The organism is Candidatus Pantoea deserta (assembly GCF_003813865.1).
GTDB classification, from domain to species: domain Bacteria; phylum Pseudomonadota; class Gammaproteobacteria; order Enterobacterales; family Enterobacteriaceae; genus Pantoea; species Pantoea deserta.
In genome coordinates this window covers 1-17,869 of sequence record NZ_RMVG01000011.1, presented here as the reverse complement: position 1 = coordinate 17,869, position 17,869 = coordinate 1, and the positions used below count along the sequence as shown (strand labels likewise).

Genomic DNA, 17,869 nt, shown 5'->3' with positions numbered 1-17,869 from the left:
TCTGAGCCGTGTTGAGCCTTTATCCTGGTGAGGGAATCACTTTTATTTTTTTAATAAGCCCTGTGGGCATGCCTTTGCCTTTACTGCTGGCAAAGGCTAAACATCATAAAAAATGGCGGTAATGTGTTGCGGTATCGCGCTGTGTTTTCAGCGGCTTGGCGGAATGGCTGATGATCAAACTTTCAGTAAAATCAGACAGGTTACATCTGTGCCACTGGTCTCCCTGCATACCCGTGATTTTTTTACCCGCCAGCGCGGCGCGCTGGATCGGCGTATCGACGCCCTGAACAATGACGCCGTGGCATAATTCATTAAGGTGATTCAGCAACGTATCGAAGAGATACGCTTCACCGTATTTCTGGAAAAAGGTTTTATCTGTTTTAACGTATTCAAATATCCCGCTGTTCAACATCGATAAGGTCGAGCTGCCTGCGCCAAAGTCATCCAGCCAGAGCAGCGCGGGCGTCATTGCCGCCAGGTTTTGCAACAGCAAACGGTCACGGGCGTGATAGCGCTCGGTAAAGAAGGCAGAGATCTCAAGGCGTAAAAAAGGCAGGCGGTCGAGCTTTTGCTGCACGGTCTCATTTTTCAAAATGCCGTGAATAATATCGCTGTCAATATTAAGACTGGTGATGCAGGAGAAGCCGTTTTGATACAGCGCCGCGATCTGTTCCAGCTGAAGCAGAAATAGCTGCCATTTTTCTGCGGCCAGCATGCCGATAAACGGCTGATGCGGGTCATTCGCTGGCAGCTGGCGGACAGTCCCATCCCTGTGGGTAAAGCGGGTTAACAGCTCCCAGGCAATAGTTTCCCCTGAAGGGGCCTGGATCGGCTCGAGCAGCAATACATAGCGCTGATGGAAATTAAGTTGACGGCCCATTCTGCTACCTGATCCACCCGAAAAGTCAGCTACCGAAGATTAGCAACGGAAATGTCAGGAAAATTTATGTAAAAAGTTAAGAAAACATAGAGCATTCTTAACGCCTTAACCAGATGCTAACGTACAACTTACACTTTGAAAAATAGATTTAAGCCAAACCACTAAGAATTATCAATAGGAAAAAGCAATCAATACGCAGATTTAGCGCGAATTTTCAGGCAACAAAAATCACAAAACATTCTATAAATTTATTGCAATACAGACCTTGACGAAATGAATTTCATATACTTCATTGTTTTATATAAATAAAATATCAAATGAAACATGAAAAACATCAGCCATCCTGATAAATATCATCAGGAACTCACATTCAAATAATTTCCAGAAAAACCCAAATAAATCATGCTGAAGGGAAGTTTCACTTTAGTAATAAAGTTCAGATAAAATTATATATAAGCAGGCTTTTGAATTAGAAAATCCATTGAATCTTTAACAATCTAAGCGGCAGCTAAAAATCAGAGCAGACTAACGTCTCGTTTTTTCTCAAAAATTTGGCGACAGCATGATGCCTGGGAAACAGTGAGCTGTTTCAGACTGTTAACAGCATCTGAAACGTGCGTCAGATCACATAACCAATAAAAAAAGAAAAGAAAGGTATAAAAGGCAGGCGCGGTGTGAGCTGAGCCTCAGAGGAGACTCAGCTCAGAGAGGAGGTGTTACTCGTCTTCGAGATAGGTGTAGCCGTACAGGCCGCTTTCAAACTCTTCCAGGAACTGCGCGCGCAGCTCATCATCAAGGTCGGTTTCTTTTACCTGATTGCGGAACAGCGTCATCAGCTCGTCTGGATTAAGCTGCACATACTCCAGCATATCGGCAACGGTATCGCCTTCGTCCGACAGTTCAACATCAACCGTCCCATCTTCACGCGCATAAACATTGACCGCCTCGGTATCGCCGAACAGGTTGTGCATATTGCCGAGGATCTCCTGATAGGCGCCCACCATAAAGAAGCCGAGCATAGGCGGGTTTTCAGGATCGTATTCCGGCATCGGCATGGTGGTCGCAATCCCGTCGCCGTCAACATAGTGATCGATGGTGCCGTCGGAATCACAGGTAATATCCAGCAGTACCGCGCGGCGCTCCGGCTTCTTGTGCAGCCCTTCCAGCGGCAGCACCGGGAACAGCTGGTCGATACCCCAGGCGTCCGGCATAGACTGGAACAGCGAGAAGTTGACGTACATCTTGTCCGCCATGCGCTCCTGTAGCTCGTCAATGATCGGACGGTGCGCGCGGTTGCTCGGATCAAGATGCTGCTGAATATAGTGGCAAATGCTGAGGTAGAGCTGCTCCGCCCAGGCGCGCTGCGACAGGTCGTAGGTGCCAGACGCATAGCCGGTATGAATGTCGTGCAGATCCATCTGGCTGTCGTGCAGCCATTCGCGCAGCGAGCGGCGCACGTCAGGCTCGTGCATCTCCTGCCAGGTTTCCCACATGCTGAGAATCGGGCGCGGGGCCTCTTCCTGCGGAGCCTGCGGCGTGATGAACTCGTTACGCTCGACGCCGATGATATTGGAGACCAGCACGGTGTGGTGCGCGGTTACGGCACGGCCCGATTCGGTGATAACCGTCGGATGGTCAAGGCCATGCTCTTCACAGGCATCGCCAATCGCCCAGATAACGTTGTTGGCGTATTCATTCAGGCCGTAGTTAACAGAGCAGTCCGACTGCGAACGCGTGCCCTCATAATCTACCCCCAGACCGCCGCCCACGTCGAAGCATTTAATATTGACGCCCAGCTTCGCCAGCTCAACGTAGAAACGCGCCGACTCGCGCACGCCGGTGGCGATGTCGCGAATGTTCGCCATCTGTGAGCCGAGGTGGAAGTGCAGCAGTTGCAAACTGTCGAGGCGGCCCGCGCTGCGCATGATTTCCACCAGCTGCAATACCTGCGACGCCGCCAGACCGAATTTAGATTTTTCGCCGCCGCTCGACTGCCATTTGCCGGAGCCTTGCGACGCCAGACGCGCGCGGATGCCAAGGCGCGGGATCACGTTAAGGCGCTCGGCCTCTTCCAGCACCAGGCGCACCTCGGTCATCTTCTCAATGACCAGATAGACTTTGTGTCCCAGTTTCTCGCCAATCAGCGCCAGACGGATATATTCGCGGTCTTTGTAGCCGTTACAGACGATCACCGTACGGGTCTTACCGGCATGCGCCAGCACGGCCATCAGCTCCGCTTTCGATCCCGCTTCCAGCCCCAGCGGCTCGCCGGAGTTAACCAGCGACTCAATCACGCGCTTATGCTGGTTAACCTTAATGGGATAGACCAGGAAGTAGTCGCCGCGGTAGCCATAGGATTCGCGCGCGCGTTTGAACGCCGCGTTAATGGAACGCAGGCGGTGTTGCAGAATCTGCGGGAAGCAGAACAGCGCAGGCAGGCGCTGCCCCTGAGCTTCGCGCTCTTTGACCAGTTTCGCTAAATCGACGCGCAGCGCGGGTTTATCCGGGTTCGGACAGACGCTGACGTGGCCCAGTTCATTGACGTCATAGTAGTTATTGCCCCACCAGGCAACGTTATAGGTACGCAGCATTTTGCTGGCATCCCGATCGTTCATTGCAACCTCCTGCATCGAGCGGAGCACACCCTGTTCGCCAGCTGACGAACCCTTGATAGTCTTCATGTCGTCAGACATCACGAACCTCGAATTTCTGTTGGAATGTGAAACAGTTATGCGGTTTTGACGCGCCCTGTCTGTTAATGAGTTGCCACATAAAACGCTTTGTCCCGTCTGCCTGACGGCGAGGTCAGGAAGAAAAAGCATAAAACTAAGTGTAAAACACCCAGGCCAGTTACGTGTAAGTGGACCCCGAATGCATCACGACGTTCACTGACGAGCCATCGCCAGCGCAAGTAAATAAAAGAAGAACAGATTAACCGGCGCGCGTGTCGGGATAATGACCGCAGGGCGCGACGCGTCGGTAAAGCAGAGGTAAGGCAGGAAAGGAGAACGCCAGCGCGCCGCCAGAGCGCAGAGAACCGCAAGGAAGAAGAGCGTGGTTCATTACTTCTGTCACCTCCACACATGTTTTCGCATGTGGAAACAAACTGGGTGAATGCCAGAGCAGCACTCTGACAGTGGCTACGCACAGCGGCGTCATCCTGATGGCTGCCCCTGGCAGCCGCCGCGTTTTATACCGTCCGGCGGGCAAAAATGCAAAGCGTTTCGCTGGCGCGCCGCCGTTTCGCGTCACGATTTTTTGTCCGCCGCCGCTTTTCCGAAAAATGCGGAAACAGAAAAAGGGCTGGCATTTCGTTTATCCCTTAACCTAAAATAGCCGTCCAGATGGTTTTCCATCTAAACTGGTTAACATCCAGGCGGATCGAGCCTGGCTTACTGACACTTCTTAAACTGCTCGCGGCTTTGCCTGAAGGGGCGTCAAGTAGGATTACCTCACTTACGCTATGCAGTCGAATTCAAACCATTTGTAAGGTAAAGAACAGAATGGCTAAACACCTTTTTACGTCCGAGTCCGTATCAGAAGGACATCCTGATAAAATCGCCGACCAGATTTCTGACGCCGTGCTGGACGCTATCCTGGAACAGGATCCCAAAGCGCGAGTGGCCTGCGAAACCTACGTAAAAACCGGTATGGTGCTGGTCGGCGGTGAGATCACCACCAGCGCATGGGTCGATATTGAAGAGATCACCCGTAATACCGTACGTGAAATCGGTTATGTCCATTCCGATATGGGCTTTGACGCCAATTCTTGCGCCGTTCTGAGTGCCATCGGCAAGCAGTCTCCTGACATCAACCAGGGCGTTGACCGTACCGACCCGCTGGAGCAGGGCGCAGGCGACCAGGGCCTGATGTTTGGTTACGCCACCAACGAAACCGATGTACTGATGCCTGCGCCGGTCACCTATGCGCACCGTCTGGTACAGCGTCAGGCAGAAGTGCGTAAAAACGGCACGCTGCCGTGGCTGCGCCCGGACGCGAAAAGCCAGATCACTTTCCAGTATGACAGCGGCAAAATCGTCGGCATCGACGCGGTAGTGCTGTCGACTCAGCACGCGGAAGAGATCGACCAGGCCACGCTGCGCGAAGCGGTTATGGAAGAGATCATCAAGCCGGTGCTGCCCACCGAGTGGATCAACGCCAGCACCAAATACCATATCAATCCGACAGGTCGTTTCGTAATCGGCGGCCCGATGGGCGACTGCGGCCTGACCGGACGTAAAATTATCGTTGATACCTACGGCGGCATGGCGCGTCACGGCGGCGGCGCCTTCTCTGGTAAGGATCCGTCAAAAGTTGACCGTTCCGCCGCCTACGCCGCGCGCTATGTGGCGAAAAATATCGTCGCCGCTGGCCTGGCTGACCGCTGTGAGATTCAGGTCTCCTACGCCATTGGCGTGGCGGAGCCAACCTCTATCATGGTGGAAACCTTCGGCACCGAGAAAATCGCCACCGAGCAGCTGACGCTGCTGGTTCGCGAGTTCTTTGACCTGCGTCCTTACGGCCTGATCCAGATGCTGGATCTGCTCCAGCCGATCTATAAAGAGACGGCTGCCTATGGTCACTTTGGTCGTGAACACTTCCCGTGGGAAAAAACCGACAAGGCTGCTCAGCTGCGCGAAGCTGCCGGTCTGTAAATTGATCACATTGTGCTGTTCCCCATCCGGGGAATAGCCTCTGTTTTTGCCCCTCTGCCGCTCCCTCTTGCCCCCTCTCCAGCACTTTTTCTTTTCTCAACTACACTTCTGTGGCCCGTCAATGGGAAGCGTGTTACCGATTACAAATTGAAACGCTTTATTTTTCTGCTATTTAGGATTTAACCGCCGTGGTTATTCCACTGAAAATGCGTTATTTTCAGCGTCCTCTGATAGCCGATAATTGACGCCATGTCAGAAACTTAACAGGTGCTATACCTTACTGGTTATTTAACTTTTTCGGGCTGAAAATGCTGAATTTCAGGGTTTCAGCGTGTGTAAGCGATTACATTAGCGTGATCGCCTTCACTTTTTCCCCCGATAAGGTTTCTTAACATTGATAACAACAATGATGGATGAACTCGGAGGCAAAATGCCTGGCAACACTCATAAAAGCAGAACGTCAAACAAGGCGATGACCTATTTTGTCTGCTTTCTTGCGGCCCTTGCAGGCCTGTTATTTGGACTGGATATCGGCGTGATTGCAGGCGCGCTGCCGTTTATCGCCAAAGATTTTAACGTAACGGCGCATCAGCAGGAGTGGATCGTCAGCTCGATGATGTTTGGCGCGGCCGTGGGCGCGATTGGCTCCGGCTGGATGTCGTCGCATCTGGGCCGTAAGAAGAGCCTGATGGCCGGCGCTATCCTGTTCGTCATCGGTTCGCTCTGGTCCGCGATGGCGCCGAACCCGGACATGCTGATCGTCGCGCGCGTGGTGCTGGGCCTGGCCGTCGGCGTGGCGTCCTATACCGCCCCGCTCTACCTGTCTGAAATCGCGCCGGAAAAAATTCGCGGCAGTATGATTTCGCTTTATCAGCTGATGATTACCATTGGTATTCTCGGCGCCTATCTTTCTGATACCGCGTTCAGCGCATCAGGCGACTGGCGCTGGATGCTGGGTATTATCACCATTCCGGCCGTGCTGCTGCTGGTTGGGGTGGTCTTCCTGCCTAACAGTCCGCGCTGGCTGGCGGCGAAAGGGGATTTCCGCGATGCCCAGCGCGTGCTCGATCGTCTGCGCGATACCAGCGAGCAGGCGAAACGCGAGCTGGAAGAGATCCGCGAAAGCCTGAAGATCAAACAGTCCGGCTGGCAGCTGTTCCAGAGCAACGGCAACTTCCGCCGCGCGGTATTCCTCGGCGTGCTGTTGCAGGTGATGCAGCAGTTTACCGGTATGAACGTCATCATGTACTACGCGCCGAAAATCTTCGAGATCGCCGGCTTCTCCAACACCACGGAGCAGATGTGGGGAACGGTGATTGTCGGCCTGGTGAACGTGCTGGCGACCTTTATCGCTATCGGCCTGGTAGACCGCTGGGGTCGTAAGCCGACGCTGATCCTGGGCTTCCTGGTGATGGCCGCCGGTATGGGCGTGCTGGGCACCATGCTGCATATGGGCATCCATTCGCAGGGCGCGCAGTACTTCGCTATCGCGATGCTGCTGATGTTTATCATTGGCTTCGCCATGAGCGCCGGTCCGCTGATTTGGGTGCTGTGTTCGGAAATCCAGCCGCTGAAAGGCCGCGACTTTGGTATCACGGTCTCTACCGCCACCAACTGGATTGCCAACATGATCGTCGGCGCAACCTTCCTCACCATGCTGAATACGCTGGGCAACGCTCCGACCTTCTGGGTCTATGGGCTGCTGAACGTCTTCTTTATTGTGCTGACGCTGATGCTGATCCCGGAAACCAAAAACGTCTCGCTGGAGCATATCGAGCGTAACCTGATGTCCGGCAAGAAACTGCGCGACATCGGCTCGCACGACTAACCAGCCGCAGCAGGCACGGATGCCTGCAACCCGGTGACATGGACAGGCGCAACGCGTCCCGCGCGCGGGACGAGCGGACAGGGATGACGTTTTGCGCTCGCTCCTTGTCACCCACATCAGCACATCGCGAACTCTCTGGCGGGCTTTAAAGCCCGCCTTTTTATTTGGTTGAGTTCCTTTCCTTCGCCGCTTATCCTTTCCGGCATGAAAACACCCCGCCTTCCTGTCGCCGTACAGCAAGCCGTTATGCGCTCGCTGCGTCACTTTCTTCAGCTTGCCAGCGACAGGCTGGAGCGCCCCTTTGCCGAACCGGCGCTGGTTTACCAGCAGCGCGGCACGGCGGCAGGCACCGCCTGGATGGAGAAGTGGGAAATTCGCCTCAATCCGGTTCTGCTGATGGAAAACCAGCAGGCGTTTGTCGATGAAGTGGTGCCGCATGAGCTGGCGCACCTGCTGGTGTGGAAAGTGTTTGGCCGCGTGCCGCCGCACGGCAAAGAGTGGAAATGGATGATGCAGGAGGTGCTTGGCGTGCCCGCCCGCCGCACCCATAAGTTTGAGATCGCCTCGGTGCGCGCGAAAACCTTTCCCTACCGCTGCGGCTGTCAGCAGCATCATCTTACCGTCCGGCGTCATAACCGCGTGCTGCGCGGCGAAAGCGAATATCGCTGCGTCCGCTGCAAAAGCCTGTTAAAACCCGGCGACTATTCGCCATCCTGAGGGCAATTCTCATTCCGCTCGTTACGCCATTCTGCTACCCTGCCGCCCTTTTTCCGACTGAGTAGAATTCTGGAATATGTCTCGCAAATTTATCGCTGCCGTCACGCTGTTGCTCTCCCCGTTCGCCACTCAGGCGCTTTCGCTGGATAACTACCATCAGAATAATTTTCAGCAGGCAAAAATCTTCGCCGCCGCCATCAATGCCGATGCGCCCGGCTCCTTTTACTGCGGCTGTAAAATTAACTGGCAGGGTAAAAAAGGCATTCCCGACCTCAGCAGCTGCGGCTATCAGGTGCGTAAAAACGCCAGCCGCGCCGGGCGCATCGAGTGGGAACATGTGATGCCGGCCTGGGAGTTTGGCCATCAGCGTCAGTGCTGGCAGAACGGCGGCCGCAAAAATTGCAGCAAAGACGCGGAATATCGCCGCATCGAAAGCGATCTGCATAACCTGCAACCGGCTGTGGGCGAAGTAAACGGCGATCGCGGCAACTTCGCCTACAGCCAGTGGAACGGCGGCGAACAGCAGTACGGCCAGTGCGCCATGAAGGTCGACTTTAAATACAAACAGGCCGAGCCGCCCGCCCGCGCCCGCGGCGCCATCGCGCGCACCTACTTCTATATGCGCGACCAGTATCATCTGCGCCTGTCGCGCCAGCAGACGCAGCTCTTTACCGTCTGGGACAAGCAGTATCCGGTCTCCCGCTGGGAGTGTGAACGCGACCAGCGCATCGCCCGCGTGCAGGGCAATCACAATCCTTATGTGCAGCAGGCTTGCCAGCGTTAAAATCACTGCCCTACACTAACGTCTTCTCGATTCCGCCGCGCCGCGTGCGCGGCGCTCAGCTTTCAGGGCCTGTATGCGCATACCTCGCATTTATCATTCCGAACCTTTAACCAGCGGCAGCGAAATTACGCTGGACGAAGACGCCTCTAATCATGTTGGACGCGTCCTGCGCATGACCAGCGGCCAGCGTCTGGAACTCTTTGATGGCACTAATCTGACTTTTGCGGCAGAGATCACTCTTGCAGATAAAAAGCGTGTAAAAGTAAGAGTCCTTGAAGGCCAGCCTGACGATCGTGAATCTCCCCTGTTTCTGCATCTCGGCCAGGTGATGTCGCGCGGCGAAAAAATGGAGTTCACTATCCAGAAATCCATTGAACTGGGCGTGAGCGTGATCACTCCCCTGTTTTCCGAACGCTGCGGCGTCAAGCTGGATGCTGAACGGCTGGCGAAAAAGCGCCAGCAGTGGCAAAAGATCGCTATCGCCGCCTGCGAACAGTGCGGGCGCAATCGCGTGCCGGAAATTCGCCCGGCGATGACGCTGGAGGCCTGGTGCGCCGAAGCAGACAGCGGTCTGAAGCTGAACCTGCATCCGCGCGCGCAGCACAGCATCAATACCCTGCCGCAGCCGGTTGACCGGGTTCGCCTGCTGATTGGGCCGGAAGGCGGGCTGAGCGGCGAAGAGATTGCCATGACCGGCGAGCACGGCTTTACCGATATTTTGCTCGGTCCGCGCGTTTTACGCACGGAAACCACCGCGCTCACCGCGATTACGGCACTTCAGGTGAGGTTTGGCGATCTGGGCTAGGGAATAATCAGGGTTTATATTAAGACGCGCGCAGCACTCACTGGCGTCCTGACTGGTCAGCACAGACTGACCGCACGGAACGGGGCGGTAAAGACCGCCTCTCTGAGGAGAGAATAATGATTAAACTTGGCATCGTTATGGACCCCATCGCGTCCATTAACATTAAAAAAGACACCAGCTTCGCTATGTTGCTGGAAGCACAGCGCCGCGGTTACGAAATTCACTACATGGAGATGGGCGATCTCTCGCTGCGCGGAGGCGTCTCTTATGCCCGTACGCGCCTGCTGAGCGTGGATCAGAACTACGATAAATGGTACGAGTTTGGCAGCGAGCAGGAGATCAAGCTGGCCGATCTAAACGTAGTGCTGATGCGTAAGGATCCCCCGTTCGACACCGAGTTTATCTACGCCACCTATATTCTGGAGCGCGCCGAAGAGCAGGGCACGCTGATCGTAAATAAACCGCAGAGCCTGCGCGACTGTAACGAAAAGCTCTATACTGCATGGTTCTCTGAGTTTACGCCGGATACGCTGGTCACCCGTAGCAAAGAGAAGCTGCGCGCCTTCTGGCAGGAGCACGGCGATATTATTATGAAGCCGCTGGACGGCATGGGCGGCGCGTCTATCTTCCGCGTGAAGCAGGACGATGCGAACTTCGGCGTAATCACCGAGACGCTGACCAACCACGGCCAGTTCTTCTGCATGGCGCAGAATTATCTGCCAGCGATTAAAGACGGCGACAAACGCGTGCTGGTCGTCGACGGCGAGCCGGTGCCTTACTGCCTGGCGCGTATTCCGCAGGGCGGCGAAACGCGCGGCAACCTCGCCGCAGGCGGCCGCGGCGAAGCGCGCCCGCTGAGCGAAAGCGACTGGGAAATCGCGCGTCGCGTCGGTCCCACGCTGAAAGCAAAAGGACTGATTTTTGTCGGCCTGGACATCATTGGTGATAAACTCACTGAAGTGAACGTCACCAGCCCGACCTGCGTGCGCGAAATCGAAGCCGCATTCCCGATCTCCATCACCGGTATGCTGATGGACGCTATCGAGAAGCGTCTGGGCTGAACATGACCCTGGAGCCAGGCTCCGTGATCAACCCAAACCGGCGCGCCCGCGCGCCGGCTATTTTTGGTACATCGAGTGAGAATGAATTTACAGCATCATTTTTTGATTGCCATGCCTTCCCTACAGGATCCTTTTTTCAGACGCTCCGTGGTCTATGTCTGCGAGCACAATGAAGAAGGCGCGATGGGCTTAATTATTAATAAGCCGATGGAAAACCTGACGGTCGAAGGCATTTTAAAGAAGCTGAAAATAGTCTCTGGCGAGCGCGATCCTGCCATTCGTCTGGATAAACCTGTTTTCAGCGGCGGCCCGCTGGCCGACGACCGCGGCTTTATTCTCCACTCCGCGCAGCGTACCTTCTCCTCCAGCATTCGTATCTCAGACACCACGGTGATCACCACCTCGCGCGACGTGCTGGAGTCACTCGGCACGGCTTCGCAGCCGGAGCATGTGCTGGTGGCGCTGGGCTACTGCGCCTGGGAGAAAGATCAGCTGGAGAATGAGCTGATGGAGAACGCCTGGCTCACCACGCCGGCCAACAGCAATATTCTGTTCCAGACGCCGATTGCCGAACGCTGGCGCGAAGCCGCCCGCAGCATGGGCATCGATATTCACAGTATCGCCAGCGATGCGGGACACGCCTGATGACGACGCAAACCCTGTTAGGTTTTGACTTCGGCACCAAAAGCATCGGCGTGGCCGTGGGTCAACAGCTCACCGGCAGCGCCCGCCCTCTCGCCGCCCTGAAGGCGCAGGACGGCACGCCGGACTGGCTACAGATAGAGCGTCTGCTGAAAGAGTGGCAGCCTGATTTCGTCGTGGTCGGCCTGCCGCTGAATATGGACGGCACCGAGCAGCCGCTGACCGCGCGCGCGCGTAAGTTCGCCAGCCGCCTGCATGGCCGCTTCGGCATTCGCGTTGAGCTACAGGACGAGCGCCTCAGCACGGTGGAGGCGCGCGCCGGCCTGTTTGAGCGCGGCGGCTATCGAGCGCTGAATAAAGGCTCGGTAGATTCGCAGTCCGCCGCCATTATTTTGCAGGACTGGTTCGAGACCCACTGATCGCCGCTTTCGGCTGGCCGTTCGCCCTCGTCAGACGCACGGGCGATTAGCCCTTCCCGCTGCCGTGCCAGCAGGCTCTGTTCAAAGGTTTGCATGCCAGCCTGCGCGCCGGTTTGCAGCAGCCCGCCAATCTGATGCATTTTGCCATCGCGGATCAGGTTGGCAATCGCGGGCGTGGCGGTGAGCACCTCAAACAGTCCGATGCGACCGCCGCCATTGGCCGGCACCAGCTTCTGCGCCATCACCGCCTTCAGACTACCCGCCAGCTGCGTGCGCACCAGATTTTTCTCCACCGCCGGGCAGACATCCACCAGCCGGTCTATCGCCTGCGCCGCGCCGCGGGTATGCAGCGTCGCCAGCACCAGATGACCGGTTTCCGCCGCGGTAAGCGCCTGACGAATGGTGTCGCTGTCGCGCAGCTCGCCAAGCAGGATCACATCTGGATCTTCACGCAGCGCGGCGCGCAGCCCCAGGCTAAAAGAGGCGCAGTGGGTGCCAATCTCGCGCTGCTGGATCAGTGACCGCTGGCTCTGATGCACGAACTCAACAGGGTCCTCCAGCGTGATAATGTGCTTTGCCTGCTGGCGATTGATCGCATCGACCAGCGCGGCGAGCGTGGTTGATTTTCCGCTGCCGGTCGCGCCTGTGACCAGTATCAGCCCGTCCTCCAGCGTCAGCCAGCGCGACACCACCGGCGGCAAGTGCAGGCTTTCCAGCGCCGGACAGTCGGTTGCCAGCGTGCGCAGCGCCAGCGACAGCCCCTGCCGCTGGGTAAACAGATTGGCGCGCAGCCGCTGGCCGCTGGCGAGGCAGAGCGCAAAATCGGTTTGCCCCTGCGCCGCCAGCTCTTCGCGCTGCCGCGCGTTAAGGTAACGCTCAGTAAAGCGCGCCAGCCAGTCAGCCGTCAGCGGCCTGATATCCGGAATGGGTTCCAGCCTGCCGTGCCGTCGCCAGCGCGGCGAATGTCCGCTGCACAGGTGCAGATCGGCGGCATTATGCTTTACACTAAGCGCCACGATCTCTTCCAACTCCATAGAAAGCCTCCTGACGATGACCTCAATTCAGCACAACCTACAGCAACTGCGTCAGCGAATCCGCGCTGCTGCAACGCAATGCGGGCGCGATCCAGAAGAAGTTACCCTGCTTGCCGTGAGCAAAACCAAACCTGCGAGCGCGGTCAGAGAAGCCATCGCCGCCGGTCAGCTTGCTTTTGGCGAAAATTACGTGCAGGAAGGGGTTGAAAAGATTGAGGCGCTGGCCGCACATCCTGAGGTGCAATGGCACTTCATCGGACCGTTGCAGTCGAATAAGAGCCGTCTGGTGGCGGAGCATTTCGCCTGGTGCCACACGGTGGACAGGCTGAAGATCGCCCAGCGCCTGAGCGATCAGCGTCCGGCCTCGCTGCCGCCGCTGAATGTGTTGATTCAGGTAAATATCAGTGACGAAAACAGCAAATCTGGCATCATGCTGGAGGCTTTGCCCGAACTGGCGCAGCAGGTGGCCGCGCTGCCGCGACTGCGCCTGCGCGGACTGATGGCGATTCCGGCGCCTGAGAGCGACCACTCGCGTCAGCTGGCAGTGTGTCAGCAGATGGCTGATGCCTTCCGCCAGCTGAAGCAGCACTACCCCGACGTCGATACGCTTTCTCTGGGAATGAGCGACGACATGGAAGCGGCGATCGAAGCGGGCAGCACTATGGTGCGTATCGGCACCGCGATTTTTGGCGCGCGAGACGCTGCGCGCAACCCACAACAATAATTGAGGAACCCCATGTTAACACTGACGTTTTTAGTCAAAACGCTGATCGACCTGTACGTGATGGTGCTGCTGCTGCGCATCTGGATGCAGTGGTCACGCTGTGACTTTTATAATCCGCTGTCGCAGTTCGTGGTCAAAATCACTCAGCCGATTATTAAGCCGCTGCGTCGCGTTATTCCGGCCATCGGGCCGATCGATACCGCCTCGCTGCTGCTGGCGTTTGTACTGACAACGCTGAAGTACCCGATTCTGCTGCTGATTCAGGTCGGCGCGTTCTCAGTCGATCCGGCGAACCTGCTGGTCGGCCTGCTGTCGCTGGTAAAGTCCGCCGGTTATCTGGTGTTCTGGGTGATTATCATTCGTTCGCTGATGAGCTGGATTAGCCAGGGTCGCGGCCCGCTGGACTATGTGCTGGTTCAACTGACTGAACCGCTGATGGCGCCGATTCGCCGCGTTCTGCCCGCAATGGGCGGTATCGACTTCTCGGCGATGATTGTCATTCTGGTGCTCTATGCGCTGAATTTCCTTGGTATGGACCTGTTCCCCGGACTCTGGTTTCTGCTGTAAATATGACTGGAACTGCTATGCAAAAAGTTGTGCTCGCCACCGGCAATCCCGGCAAGGTACGTGAACTGGCGGATCTGCTTTCCGCCTTTGGCCTGGATATTGTGGCGCAAACCGATCTGGGCGTAGAGTCGGCGGAAGAGACCGGCCTGACCTTTATCGAAAACGCCATCCTGAAAGCGCGCCATGCGGCGCAGATTACCGGTCTGCCCGCCATCGCCGACGACTCTGGTCTGGCGGTGGATGCGCTGGGCGGCGCGCCGGGCATCTATTCGGCGCGCTACGCCGGCGAATCGGCCAGCGATAGTGACAATCTGGAAAAACTGCTGAAGGCGCTGGATGGGGTGCCGGACGGTGAACGTCAGGCGCAGTTCCACTGCGTGCTGGTCTATCTGCGTCACGCAGAGGATCCGACGCCGCTGGTGTTCCACGGCAGCTGGGCGGGCGAAATCACCCGCTCCGCCGCTGGTGAAGGCGGCTTTGGCTACGATCCGATTTTCTACGTGCCTGAACTGGGCAAAACCGCCGCTGAGCTAAGCAAAACGGAAAAGGGCGCGGTTTCTCATCGGGGTAAAGCATTGACGCTGCTGCTGGAAGCGATGCGCAATGCCTGATTTACCGCCGTTAAGCCTGTACATCCATATTCCCTGGTGTGTGCAGAAGTGTCCTTACTGCGACTTTAATTCCCATGCGTTAAAAGGCGAGGTGCCGCACATCGAGTATGTGCAGCACCTGCTGCGCGATCTGGAAAACGATCTGCCGCTGACGCACGGACGCGAGGTGCGCACTATCTTTATCGGCGGCGGCACGCCAAGTCTGCTCAGCAGCGAAGCCATGCAGATGCTGATGGATGGCGTGCGCGCGCGTCTGCCGCTGGCCGCCGACGCGGAAGTGACCATGGAGGCCAACCCCGGCACCGTGGAAGCCGACCGCTTTAGCGCTTACCAGCGCGCGGGCATTAACCGCATCTCCATCGGCGTGCAGAGTTTTAGCCCGCAGAAGCTGGAACGGCTGGGACGCATCCACGGTCCCGACGAGGCGAAGCGCGCTGCGCAGCTGGCTGAAGGCCTGCATCTGCGCAGCTTCAACCTCGACCTGATGCACGGCCTGCCCGATCAGTCGCTGGAGGAGGCGCTAAGCGATCTGAAACAGGCGATTGCGCTCAATCCCCCGCACCTCTCCTGGTATCAGCTGACCATTGAGCCGAATACCCTGTTTGGCTCGCGTCCGCCAACGCTGCCGGACGACGACGCGCTGTGGGATATTTTCGAGCAGGGGGATCGCCTGCTGACCGCCGCCGGTTATCAGCAGTACGAGACCTCCGCTTACGCAAAGCCGGGCTATCGCTGCGAGCATAACCTTAACTACTGGCGCTTTGGCGACTACCTCGGCATCGGCTGCGGCGCGCATGGCAAGCTGACCCAGCCGGACGGGCGCATCGTGCGTACCGTGAAGACGCGTCATCCGCGCGGTTTTATGCAAGGCCGCTATCAGGAGAAGCAGTATGAGGTGGCCGACGCGGAGAAGCCGTTCGAGTACTTTATGAACCGCTTCCGACTGCTGGAGGCCGCGCCGCGCGACGAGTTCAGCCGCTACACCGGATTAAGCGAGCAGACAATTCGTCCGCAGATGGATGCGGCGATTACGGCAGGCTACGTGGCGGAGAGCGCGACGCACTGGCAGATCACGGATAAGGGCAAGCTGTTTTTAAACTCGCTGCTGGAGCTGTTTCTGGCGGAGGAGTGAGTGGAAAAGCCGACCAGAGGGTCGGCTTTTTCATGTTTGGGTAATTTGAATTGCGGAAAAGACTTGTGCCTTAATTTCGGACCTGGTTATACATCTTTCCAATACAGGAATACATAGCAAGAAATGATATTCTCATTCCTCTAAAGGAATATATTGTTGGCTGTATTATTTTGTAGCTTAGTTTAGGTTCATGGTGAAAAATTCGAATAACAATTAATGGAGAAAATCAACTCATTTTCTTTCAAAGTGCAAAGATTGTCACGATTTAAGATGAAAGTAAATCACAAAGGAAAATCATAAGCTCATGTATTCATTTATTACTGGACCTCATATTCACTAGTAATTACTCTGAAGAGAAAATAACGCTGCTTATTTTCAGGAAGGGACATCCATGAGCATACTTTCTTTCAGTAAGGTACGGAGTTACTGTGGCCCTGAGCCCGTGACATTTGATTTAAGCGAACCTGTAACGATGATTTACGGCCAAAATGGTTCGGGGAAATCCACAATATCGCGGTTTTTCTACCGTCCAAACCATCATGACTACAGGCAATGCAGCCTCAGTCCACCACTTGATATGCGTACTTTGGTATTCAGCCAAGAATACGTTGTTGATTTATTCAGTAATGCGTTCCAGCCCGGAATTTTTTCTTTAAGTGAAGAGAATGCAACGGTAAGAGCCAGCATTGAACAACTAGAAGCAGAATCCGATAAAATAAAAGATAAAATCAATTGGATAAAAACTGACAAAGATAAAAATGAGCGAATTGCTAAACAAGTCCGCGAAAAATGTGCTGAAAGGATTCGAGGGAGCGTTGCTGAGATTAGAACTACTGAGCTATGGGATTTGATGGCCGGAGCTAAGCAGGGAGACCGACTCTATCATGCGATTATCGGACATCCGGATGTTCTTACAACAACCACTACGAATCTCATTTCTGAGCTTCAGGCGCTTAAGCTAAGCCAAGGGAATCATCTTGCCGTAATCCCAACATTATCTATACCATCTATAAACAGTCAAGAGATTGAACTTCTTAATCAGATGTTAATTCCTTCAGAAAACAGTACGCTTTCGGCTGCAATTGCAAGACTTGGTAACATAGATTGGGTTGCATCGGGCCAAGTCTGGCTAATCAAAGATGAGTGCCCGTTCTGTCAGAGTAAAATTGATGCAGATCATTTACGTCGGGAAATTTCTGCATTATTTGAACGCAGCTGGAAAGATTCTATTATGCAGCTGGAGAACTTAGCGCAACGCATTAGCAAATGGCTTGATGTAGCAAAAAAATGGTCGAGTGAAGCAATGTTGTGTCCTCTTGTAACCCCAGAATGTCCGCTTATCTGCGCGCTCAACGATCTTATGAAGGGCTGGAACAACAATCTTAAACTAATATTAAAAAAAATCTCTACACCTTCTCAACCTATTTATTTAGAAGACCTGTCAAATCATATTAACTCATTTAACTCTGCCTATGAAATATTATCTTTAAACATTACCGAACATAATCAACGCGCTGATAACTATCAAGCTGAATATGAAAAACTGAAACAACGACTGCGTAGCCACATTCGTTTTCTTTCAATGGATGAAATTTCAAAACATGATGAAAAACTTTCTAAAATTAAATTAAATATAGATGAGTTGGAAGAACAAGAGCGTCAGATAAAGGAGGCGTTATTATCCTTACATAATGAAATTCGTGAACTTCAAAGTCAAATAGTCAATTGTAGTGATACAGTGAAAAAAATAAATGATGGACTGGAGGCACTCGGCATATCTGGCTTTAGGATTAAGCTCCATGATTTAGAACAAGATTCCTATTATCTGGAGCGAACGAATGGCGAAAATCAAGAAAGAGTATTTCATTGCTTAAGTGAGGGAGAAAAAACTCTGATTGCCTTTTTATATTTTATAGAAACCTGTCAGGGAAGAAGGAGTCGCGAAGAATATGATGCCAGAGAAAAACTTATTGTCATTGACGATCCAATATCCAGCCTGTCGCAAAACTA

The 17,869-nt window shown here is 54.7% G+C and carries 16 protein-coding genes; 13 read left to right on the top strand and 3 right to left on the bottom strand.

What is annotated here, in order from left to right; all coding sequences use genetic code 11:
* Window positions 1-103: 103 nt before the first annotated feature.
* Both BBB56_RS14285 and speA read right to left on the bottom strand, forming a co-directional pair.
* Window positions 104-880: an EAL domain-containing protein gene (locus tag BBB56_RS14285; RefSeq protein ID WP_123801618.1), complete on the bottom strand. Its 777-nt coding sequence runs from the start codon at window positions 878-880 to the stop codon at window positions 104-106.
* A gap of 716 nt (window positions 881-1,596) precedes the next feature.
* Window positions 1,597-3,573 carry a biosynthetic arginine decarboxylase gene (gene speA / locus BBB56_RS14280; protein WP_123801617.1) on the bottom strand — a complete coding sequence of 659 codons (1,977 nt, stop codon included), beginning with the start codon at window positions 3,571-3,573 and terminating at the stop codon, window positions 1,597-1,599.
* A gap of 810 nt (window positions 3,574-4,383) precedes the next feature.
* On the opposite strand from speA, the gene metK reads away from it, so the two are divergent.
* The 8 genes from metK to ruvX all read left to right on the top strand — a co-directional run bounded on the left by metK (window position 4,384) and on the right by ruvX (window position 11,791).
* A complete protein-coding gene (gene metK / locus BBB56_RS14275) occupies window positions 4,384-5,535 on the top strand; it encodes a methionine adenosyltransferase (RefSeq protein ID WP_123801616.1) in 1,152 nt (383 codons plus the stop codon).
* Between the two features lie 430 nt (window positions 5,536-5,965).
* The gene (locus BBB56_RS14270) at window positions 5,966-7,363 is read left to right on the top strand and encodes a sugar porter family MFS transporter (protein WP_123801728.1); all 1,398 of its coding nucleotides are present in this window, start codon (window positions 5,966-5,968) and stop codon (window positions 7,361-7,363) included.
* A gap of 204 nt (window positions 7,364-7,567) precedes the next feature.
* The gene (locus tag BBB56_RS14265) at window positions 7,568-8,080 is read left to right on the top strand and encodes a SprT family zinc-dependent metalloprotease (protein WP_123801615.1); all 513 of its coding nucleotides are present in this window, start codon (window positions 7,568-7,570) and stop codon (window positions 8,078-8,080) included.
* A gap of 76 nt (window positions 8,081-8,156) precedes the next feature.
* Complete coding sequence (gene endA, locus BBB56_RS14260; protein WP_123801614.1) at window positions 8,157-8,864, top strand: deoxyribonuclease I; 708 nt, start codon at window positions 8,157-8,159, stop codon at window positions 8,862-8,864.
* 73 nt (window positions 8,865-8,937) lie between these two features.
* The gene (gene rsmE / locus BBB56_RS14255; protein ID WP_123801613.1) at window positions 8,938-9,669 is read left to right on the top strand and encodes a 16S rRNA (uracil(1498)-N(3))-methyltransferase; all 732 of its coding nucleotides are present in this window, start codon (window positions 8,938-8,940) and stop codon (window positions 9,667-9,669) included.
* A 116-nt stretch (window positions 9,670-9,785) separates the two neighbouring features.
* Window positions 9,786-10,730: a glutathione synthase gene (gene gshB, locus BBB56_RS14250; RefSeq protein WP_123801612.1), complete on the top strand. Its 945-nt coding sequence runs from the start codon at window positions 9,786-9,788 to the stop codon at window positions 10,728-10,730.
* An 81-nt stretch (window positions 10,731-10,811) separates the two neighbouring features.
* Entirely contained in the window at window positions 10,812-11,375 is a 564-nt protein-coding gene (locus BBB56_RS14245) for a YqgE/AlgH family protein (protein WP_123801611.1), read from the top strand.
* Entirely contained in the window at window positions 11,375-11,791 is a 417-nt protein-coding gene (ruvX, locus tag BBB56_RS14240; protein ID WP_123801610.1) for a Holliday junction resolvase RuvX, read from the top strand. The genes BBB56_RS14245 and ruvX overlap by 1 nt, the downstream gene beginning before the upstream one ends.
* On the opposite strand, the gene BBB56_RS14235 is transcribed toward ruvX, so the two are convergent.
* Window positions 11,713-12,825: a type IV pilus twitching motility protein PilT gene (locus tag BBB56_RS14235; RefSeq protein WP_123801609.1), complete on the bottom strand. Its 1,113-nt coding sequence runs from the start codon at window positions 12,823-12,825 to the stop codon at window positions 11,713-11,715. The genes ruvX and BBB56_RS14235 overlap by 79 nt on opposite strands.
* A 16-nt stretch (window positions 12,826-12,841) precedes the next feature.
* Between BBB56_RS14235 and BBB56_RS14230 the strand changes: the two genes are divergently transcribed.
* The 5 genes from BBB56_RS14230 to BBB56_RS14210 form a co-directional block, all read left to right on the top strand.
* Complete coding sequence (locus tag BBB56_RS14230) at window positions 12,842-13,549, top strand: YggS family pyridoxal phosphate-dependent enzyme (protein WP_123801608.1); 708 nt, start codon at window positions 12,842-12,844, stop codon at window positions 13,547-13,549.
* A 12-nt stretch (window positions 13,550-13,561) separates the two neighbouring features.
* Window positions 13,562-14,116 (top strand): YggT family protein, encoded by a 555-nt coding sequence (locus tag BBB56_RS14225; RefSeq protein WP_123801607.1) that lies wholly within the window; start codon window positions 13,562-13,564, stop codon window positions 14,114-14,116.
* A gap of 17 nt (window positions 14,117-14,133) precedes the next feature.
* The gene (locus tag BBB56_RS14220; RefSeq protein ID WP_123801606.1) at window positions 14,134-14,727 is read left to right on the top strand and encodes an XTP/dITP diphosphatase; all 594 of its coding nucleotides are present in this window, start codon (window positions 14,134-14,136) and stop codon (window positions 14,725-14,727) included.
* Window positions 14,720-15,859, top strand: coding sequence for a radical SAM family heme chaperone HemW (gene hemW, locus BBB56_RS14215; protein WP_123801605.1), 1,140 nt, complete (start codon window positions 14,720-14,722; stop codon window positions 15,857-15,859). Before BBB56_RS14220 ends, hemW begins: the two co-directional genes overlap by 8 nt.
* A 391-nt stretch (window positions 15,860-16,250) precedes the next feature.
* Window positions 16,251-17,869, top strand: a 1,619-nt coding sequence (locus BBB56_RS14210; protein WP_123801604.1) for an AAA family ATPase, incomplete at its 3' end; no start/stop codon positions are given.